Raw genomic sequence first — 7,204 nt, 5'->3', positions numbered from 1 at the left:
CTGACGAAGAAGTCGAAGAGGGAGCTCAAGCGCAAGCTCAAATGGTATCTCGCGCGTCGAGTTTTCAAGGTTCTCAACGGGCTAGAAACAATTCCCACGTCGGCTTGACAGACATAGAAGGATCGGCCCAGCAACCTTGCGCGAGGTTGCTGGGCCGCCGTCAGGTAGCAAGGGGTCAGTTGGTGTCGGCGATGAAGTCGAGCATTCCGGCCTGGTTGACCGGCAGTGCCAGCAGGCGGTCGAGTTCGGCCTCGTCGGGGTCGAGCCCAAGGATGCGCATCGAGTACTGAGTGAAGTCGCGCTCGATCATGTCGGGAGTCAGATCGCCCGTCGGCCGGTACCACAGCGAGAGCGAGTTGCAGATCGAGTGGATGGCGCGAGTGGCCAGAGCCGCACTGCTGACGTGGAACTTACCCGAGTCCACGCCGGCCTGGACGATATCGCCCATGATCTCGCGAGCCTCCCGCTGGAGACCCTTGACGCGGACGGCGTTGTCGCCGGTGAGCCGTTCGGTATCGCGCAGCAGCACAGTGGAGACCGAGACGTTCTCCATGCGGTAGCGGGCGAGGTAGCGCACCGCCACGGCCAGCTGGTCGACTGGATCGTCATCGACGTCGTTGATGACCGCCCGGCAGTGTTCGACGTACCAGGTATACGCTGTGTGGACGAGTTCGTAGAGCGCTTCCTGTTTGGACGGGAAGTAGTAGTAGAGCGCAGAGAGGCTCAGGCCTGCTGTCTGCGCGATGTCGCGGATGGACGCGCCGTCGAATCCTTTGTCCGCGAAGGTGTCCCGGGCCGAGCGGAGAATATTGTTGCGGCCGTTGGTTGAGCGCACGATGACCGGACTCCTTGCCTTGTTTTCCGTTGAAGCCGACTTTTTAACGAACAGTCTTTCACTTGCCCAACGACCATACACGACAGGTGGTCTCTGCGGGCCTGATTTCGCGCGGAATTACGGTATCGCCGTGTTCGGCGTCCGTTGCGACCGGTCGCGGACTTCGTATGGCCCCGTCACCGGAACAGTGAACGAGCAGTGCCTGGTCAGTGACCTGACCCAGCCTCAACCGGTGACCAGCGTCACTCTCTATCCGGGAATGATTGAGTGTTCAACAATGTTGGTCACGGTGGAGTTGCAGCCGACCCGGTTCGCCGAGGTCGCAGGCTCGGCCCGTGAACTCGACCGCCATGGCCGCCCGGCCGGTGGGCACCGCTCAACGATTTGAGGACGCATATGCTCAACATTGCCATCATTCCCGGAACTTCCCGCCCGCAGGCGCTCAACCCGCAGATCGTGAGCTGGGTCGAGCAGCAGCTGGCTTCCAATGATGACGTCCGAGCCGAGGTCGTTGACTTCGGCAGCTTCGACCTGCCCCTCCTCGACGAGGTGATCCCCGCCGGTGCGAAGATGTACGCCAACGACCACACGAAGGCCTGGGGCGCGAAGCTCGAAGAGTTCGACGCCTTCATCTTCGTCACCCCTGAGTACAACCACTCGATCTCCGGCTCGCTGAAGAACGCCCTCGACTTCGTCGCCACCGAGTTCAACCACAAGGTCGCCGGCATCGTGAACTACGGCGCCGACAAGGGAGTGCGCGCCGCTGAGCACCTGCGCCACATCCTCGCGAACTACAAGCTCGCCGTCGTCCGCGACCAGGCGTCGTTCTCGATCTTCACCGACGTCGCCGACGGCACGTTCGCCCCGACCGAGGTCTCGGCCGCCCCGTTCGCCTCCATGGTCGACGACATCGTCGCCTGGGGCGAGGCCCTGAAGTCCGTGCGCGAAGCCGGTGCCGAGGAACAGGCCGCCTGAGTCTGCCCGCACAGCTGAGCTGAGACAGGCCCGCCGGTCACCTGACCGGCGGGCTTCGTCGTCCCCGCGTCGACCGACGCCCTCGCGACCGAAACCGTCCCCGTCGCGACCGGCGCCGCCGACAGGGTGATCCCCCGCCGAGGCCGCCCCACCCGACCGTGCACGGTGACCGTCCCCACATCTGCGTTAGAGTCGCAGTGATCAACTGTTCGCTCAGCGATGCAAAGGACACTCATGGATCTCACGAATACCGTCGCCCTCGTCACCGGCGGAGCCTCCGGACTCGGCCGCGCCACTACCGAACGCCTCCTGGCCGCCGGCGCCCAGGTCGTCATGGTCGACCTCAACGCCGAGGTGGGGCAGCAGGTCGCCGCCGAACTCGGCGAATCCGCCCACTTCGTCACCGCTGACGTGACGAACGAAGAGCAGGTTCAGGCCGCCGTCGACACCGCCACCGGGCTCGGCGACCTGCGCGTAGTCGTCAACTGCGCGGGCGTCGCGACCCCCGGCAAGCTCGTCTCCCGCAAGGGACCGCTGCCGCTCGAGGCATTCCAGAAGGTGCTGAACATCAACATCGTCGGAACCGTCAACGTCTGCCGACTCGTTGCCGCAGCAATGCAAGGCCAAGAGGCGCACGGCGAAGAGCGCGGAGTCATCGTCAACACAGCCTCCGTCGCGGCTTTCGACGGTCAGATCGGCCAGATCGCCTACTCGGCCTCCAAGGGAGCCGTGGCCGCGGTGACCCTGCCGATGGCCCGCGAACTCGCCGCCTCTCTCATCCGTGTCGTCACCATCGCCCCCGGCATCTTCGAGACCCCGATGATGGCGGGTCTGCCCGCCGAGGCGCAGGAATCCCTCGGCAAGTCCGTGCCGCACCCGGCCCGACTGGGCAAGCCCGCCGAATACGCGCAGCTCGTCGAATCGATCGTCGCCAACCCGATGCTCAACGGGGAGACGATCCGCCTCGACGGCGCCATCCGCATGGCTCCGAAATGATCGACTAGGGAGGCTCAGCGGCGGGCGTTGACGAGCAGCGCCAGCTGCACCCGCGAGGTCACCTCGAGCTTGTCGAAGATGCGCGCCAGGTGGGTCTTCACCGTCGCCGTCGAGACGAACAGCGACCGCGCCACCTGCGCGTTCGTCAAACCCTGAGCGACCGCCTCGGCGATCTCGCGCTCCCTGGTCGACAGTGGTGCCAGCGGATCCTGATCCGACGCCGAGGCGGCCGGACGGGACGACATCAACGTGGCCAGGGCGGTCGCCGACAGGGTGCGGGTGCCGTCGGCTGCCGCGCGAACGGCGTTGATGAGTTCTTCCGGCGGGGTGTCCTTGAGGATGTAGCCGGCCGCCCCGGACTGCAGGGCGCGGTGGATGAAATCGTCGGTCCCGAAGGCCGTGAGCATGAGCACCTGCGGATGTTCGGGATCGGACAGCAGCGTCTGCGCTGCCTCGAGGCCGTCGAGACGGGGCATCCGGATGTCCATGAGCACGAGATCGGGACTCAGCCGACGGGCAAGGTCGATGGCTTCGACACCGTCGACCGCCTCGGCGATGACCTCGATATCGGTCGCCGCGCCGAGGAGGAGCTTGAGACCCGAGCGCATGAGAGATTCGTCGTCGGCGATGAGTACCCGAATGCTCATGACTGCGTCTCCTGCTCGTCGGGGGAAGCGGTCGTTTCGGTCATACCCGGGGCGCCGCCGTCTGTGAAGATGTCGGCATCGACGGGGACGCGGGCACGGAGGGTGAACTCCGGGGTCGTCGTCACGGTGAGATCGCCGCCCATGGCCTCCATTCTCTCGCGCAGGCCGAGCAGTCCCAACCCGGATCCGGAGACGAGCTGCTGCGCTCCGGCGCGGAAGGCCGGGGCCAGACCTGTGTGCGGATTGCTGGCGACGAGCACGAGGTGACCGTCGGCCTCATCGAAGCCGACCTTGATCGTCACCGTCTGGCCGGGCGCGTGCTTCACCGCGTTCGTGATCGCCTCCTGGACGAAGCGGTAGATCGTCGTCTGCTCGAGTGCCCCGCACCGGTGGAGCGCCCCGGCGGTCACCGGTTCGAGGTAGCGCAGTTCGGCGGTGTCGCCCCTGGCCGCGACGAGGCGGTCGATGTCGGGGTCGATGACCGTGCCCTGATCGTCGCTGCGCAGCATGGTGAGCACCTCACGCAGTTCGACACCGGAGCGACGGGCCGCATCGGCGATGAGTCGGGCACTTTCGCGGACCTCGTCGGGGTCGAGGTCCTCCCGCACGGATAGGGCACCGGAGTACATCGCGATGACGGACAGGTGATGGGACAGGGAATCGTGCATGTCGCGGGCGATGCCGCGGCGCACCTCGGCGATGGCGCGGTCCTGCCGGGAGCGTTCGCGCAGCAGTGTCTGCGCGGCGGAGTCGATGAACCCCTGCTCGCGGGCGCCGCGGATGACGCCGATGATGACGATGATGGCGTACATCGTGCCGCCGAAGACGAACACGGGAAGATCGAAGGCTCCCGCCGCCTGTGGAGTGAGCACATAGGTCGCTGAGAAGGCTGCCAGTGTGGCGGCGAGTGCGACGAAGTCGAGGGCCCAGCTGCGCCGGGCCGACAGCGACACGAGGATGAGCGACGCTGCGAAGAAACCGAGGGCGCTGACCGTGCCCAGGAGGAGTCCGATGATCCCGACGGTGACGGTAACCCAGCCGCCGGGGCGGCGCTGGAGTGCTTCGACTGATCCGTCGGCGGCAAGGAACTCCTCACCCCCGTGGCCGGTGACGGTGAGGAATTCGCGCAGCTTCTCTGCGGCCAGCACCTTCGGACGCAGCTGCTTGCGCGGAACCCGTCGTCCATCGAAGAGGAGGACGACGGGCAGACAGATGAAGGCGATGAGCCCGAAGACGAGGTGGACGAGGAACTCGAAGAAGAGCGCGTCATCCTGGGCTTCTGCGCTGTTCAGATCCGGCCATTCGATCCCAATGACGATGAAGAGCAGGAGCACACCGATGACGGCCGAGATGCCTGTCCAGAGCAGGGCATGCACGAGCGGGCGGCGGGCGGGGCGAGGTGTCACTCTTCGACCCTACCGGTGAGACGTCGGATGGTCTGTCGCCCGAAAGGATGAAATGTGTCCGTCAATGGGGTCGCAGGCATCCGGCCGACGGCCATCTGACGTGCGCATTCATTCGATCGGATGACATGAATCATGCCCTTGACCGATGGGGGGCGGCCGCCGGTTTCGAAAGGGTGGAGACATGAGAAACCGACCCCACACTCTGCACTATCATCGTCAGTTCGCCGCATTGCCGGGCAACCGGTGGTGCAAACCGCTCCTCGTGGCCGTCTTGGCCGCGGTGTTCTACCTCATCGCAATCGTCCTCTTCGTCGGCTTCTTCCTCTGGGCACTGTTCGCCCTCGGCGCCGACAGCGACTTCAACGCGTGGTCGGAACGCTTCATCGACATGAACACCACCACGGGCGTCCTCTTCGGACTCATCAGCGTGATCCTCATGTGGCCGGCCGCCGAGCTCGCGACCCTATGCATCTACCGACGCTTGTTCTCCTCGATGTTCTCGCTCCGCGGGGGCATGCGATGGGGGCGGCTCGGCCGGTATCTGCTGGTCGGCGCGGCCGTATGGGTGGTCTGTGCGATCGTCATGGTCGCCTTCTCGGACGGGTCTATGGGCCATCTGACCTCGGGAATCGTGTGGAACAGCCAAGTGTTCGCCATGCTCGTCGCCATCATCCTCCTCGTCCCCTTCCAGGCGACGGCCGAGGAGGTCGTCTTCCGCGGCCTGGCCATGAACATCATCGGCTCATGGCTGCGTCACCCCGCGTGGGCCGTGCTCATCCCTGTGCCGTTCTTCGTCGTCGGCCATGTCTACGACCTGCCGGGACTCATCGACGTCGGCATCTTCGCCGTCATCGTCGGCGCCCTGACCATCATCACCGGCGGCCTCGAGGCCGGAATTGCCTTCCACATCGTCAACAACGTCTTCGCGTTCGGTCTGGGTGTGCTCGCCGGTGCCGACCTCAATGCGACGAGCGCCCCCACGGTCGAGGTCGTCATGTCGATCGCGGCTCCGATCGTCTTCGGCATCATCGTCGTCCTCGATCATCGCCGCCGAGGCGGATCGTCCTTTCGCCGAGGCGGCCCTTCGAACCGTGAACCGATGCGTCCCCTCGGGGACAGCCCGGGGAACGAGGAAACTGCGGTGGACAGCGACGTGAATGCGGACCCCGAAACGGAAGCGAACCTGTCATGAGCTACTACAGCGAGCTCGCCCAGAAACTGCGTAAGCGCGGGTGTGAAGAAGACCAGGTCCTCACCGTTCTCCACGAGGTCAAAGACAGAGCGGAGGCGGGAGGGACGACACCCGACGCCGAGTTCGGCACCCCCGAAGAGAAAGCCGCAAAGCACAGCGGGAAGCGCGCGCGGTCTACGGGCCAGGCGACGCTCAACGTGTTCGGATTCGTGGGCGTGTGCTGTGTGGTCGTCTACGCCATCTGGCCGGGACTGTTCGACTTCACAAACCCTGTGCTGTCGAATTTCGCCGGCATGATCGCGCTCCTCGTCCTGATCGTCATCGGCGCCTTCGTCGCAGGTTTCATCGACTCTCGTCTGCCGAAGGGGTTCGAGGCTCCGCGGTCAGAAGCCGATCGATGAGCTCATCTGCAGTGATGCCCTCGGCCCGCGCGGCGGCGTTGATGTGATCGAGCGTCGAAGGCGACAGGGCCGGCGCCGGTTGGGACGACGGCTCGGACGACGACGGTTGAGTCGATCGGGCTGACGTCTCGCCGGCGCGGTCGGCGCGCGCAGGCTTCGCCCCGGCCCTGAGCAGCAGCGAAGTCAGCGGCACGACGACGACCCCAAGTGCGGCGAGGATCCACACGATCCCGTTGAGGCGGGTCAGCCACTCGAGTTCCCACGCTGACTCCACCCAGATCGTGACGAGAACCAGGCTCGTGCCGAGGCCTAGCAGGCCGAGCGTGATCGGCAGCCCGATCCGCACCATCCAGGACCGGGGCACCAGCAGCAGAATGAGCGCGGATATCGAAGCGACAGCGGTGAGGAGTGCGAACGAGGACAGGGTTTTGAACAGGAAGTACCAGACATCGTAGTTATCCGGTCCACCAAATGGATCACCCCAGAGGAACCACAGACTCAGCGCCATCGTGACTGCAGCCATGCCGATCGTGACGATTCCGAACCACTGGGTCCGGCGACCGATGAGCGTGGCGCCGCAGAACGCTGCGACACTGACGGCGCCGGTCAGAGCCGTGGTGCCGATGACTTTGTACGTCGCTTCGGACTCGATGTCGCCGAGGAGGACGATGATCCCGCCGGCCGCAGCCAGGCTGAAGGCCACGACGATGACGATGGCGATCGTGCGCCGCAGGATACGCACCGATTGTCTA

The 7,204-nt window shown here is 65.3% G+C and carries 9 protein-coding genes; 5 read left to right on the top strand and 4 right to left on the bottom strand.

Annotated features, from left to right (window positions below; translation table 11 throughout):
• Positions 1-175 precede the first annotated feature (175 nt).
• The gene (locus tag BI49514_RS02765) at positions 176-835 is read right to left on the bottom strand and encodes a TetR/AcrR family transcriptional regulator (RefSeq protein ID WP_101543994.1); all 660 of its coding nucleotides are present in this window, start codon (positions 833-835) and stop codon (positions 176-178) included.
• 1 nt (position 836) lies between these two features.
• Between BI49514_RS02765 and BI49514_RS02760 the strand changes: the two genes are divergently transcribed.
• From BI49514_RS02760 to BI49514_RS02750, 3 genes are all read left to right on the top strand, one after another.
• The gene (locus BI49514_RS02760; RefSeq protein WP_101543992.1) at positions 837-1,223 is read left to right on the top strand and encodes a hypothetical protein; all 387 of its coding nucleotides are present in this window, start codon (positions 837-839) and stop codon (positions 1,221-1,223) included.
• Positions 1,224-1,231: 8 nt separating this feature from the next.
• Positions 1,232-1,810, top strand: coding sequence for an NADPH-dependent FMN reductase (locus BI49514_RS02755; RefSeq protein ID WP_101543990.1), 579 nt, complete (start codon positions 1,232-1,234; stop codon positions 1,808-1,810).
• Between the two features lie 234 nt (positions 1,811-2,044).
• A complete protein-coding gene (locus tag BI49514_RS02750) occupies positions 2,045-2,806 on the top strand; it encodes an SDR family NAD(P)-dependent oxidoreductase (RefSeq protein WP_101543987.1) in 762 nt (253 codons plus the stop codon).
• Between the two features lie 14 nt (positions 2,807-2,820).
• On the opposite strand, the gene BI49514_RS02745 is transcribed toward BI49514_RS02750, so the two are convergent.
• A complete protein-coding gene (locus BI49514_RS02745) occupies positions 2,821-3,453 on the bottom strand; it encodes a response regulator (RefSeq protein WP_101543986.1) in 633 nt (210 codons plus the stop codon).
• Complete coding sequence (locus BI49514_RS02740; RefSeq protein WP_101543985.1) at positions 3,450-4,859, bottom strand: sensor histidine kinase; 1,410 nt, start codon at positions 4,857-4,859, stop codon at positions 3,450-3,452. The genes BI49514_RS02745 and BI49514_RS02740 overlap by 4 nt, the downstream gene beginning before the upstream one ends.
• A gap of 181 nt (positions 4,860-5,040) precedes the next feature.
• On the opposite strand from BI49514_RS02740, the gene BI49514_RS02735 reads away from it, so the two are divergent.
• Positions 5,041-6,051: a CPBP family intramembrane glutamic endopeptidase gene (locus tag BI49514_RS02735; RefSeq protein ID WP_167443983.1), complete on the top strand. Its 1,011-nt coding sequence runs from the start codon at positions 5,041-5,043 to the stop codon at positions 6,049-6,051.
• Positions 6,048-6,452, top strand: a complete 405-nt coding sequence (locus BI49514_RS02730; protein ID WP_101543983.1) for a hypothetical protein — start codon at positions 6,048-6,050, stop codon at positions 6,450-6,452. The genes BI49514_RS02735 and BI49514_RS02730 overlap by 4 nt, the downstream gene beginning before the upstream one ends.
• Here BI49514_RS02730 and BI49514_RS02725 read toward each other — a convergent pair.
• On the bottom strand, positions 6,394-7,194 hold the full coding sequence (locus BI49514_RS02725; protein WP_101543982.1) for a hypothetical protein: 801 nt from the start codon (positions 7,192-7,194) through the stop codon (positions 6,394-6,396). The genes BI49514_RS02730 and BI49514_RS02725 overlap by 59 nt on opposite strands.
• Between the last annotated feature and the right edge of the window lie 10 nt (positions 7,195-7,204).

The organism is Brevibacterium iodinum ATCC 49514, assembly GCF_900169265.1.
Classification (GTDB): domain Bacteria; phylum Actinomycetota; class Actinomycetes; order Actinomycetales; family Brevibacteriaceae; genus Brevibacterium; species Brevibacterium iodinum.
Note: the sequence above shows the minus strand (reverse complement) of the source record. Positions and strands in the feature narration are given on the sequence as shown.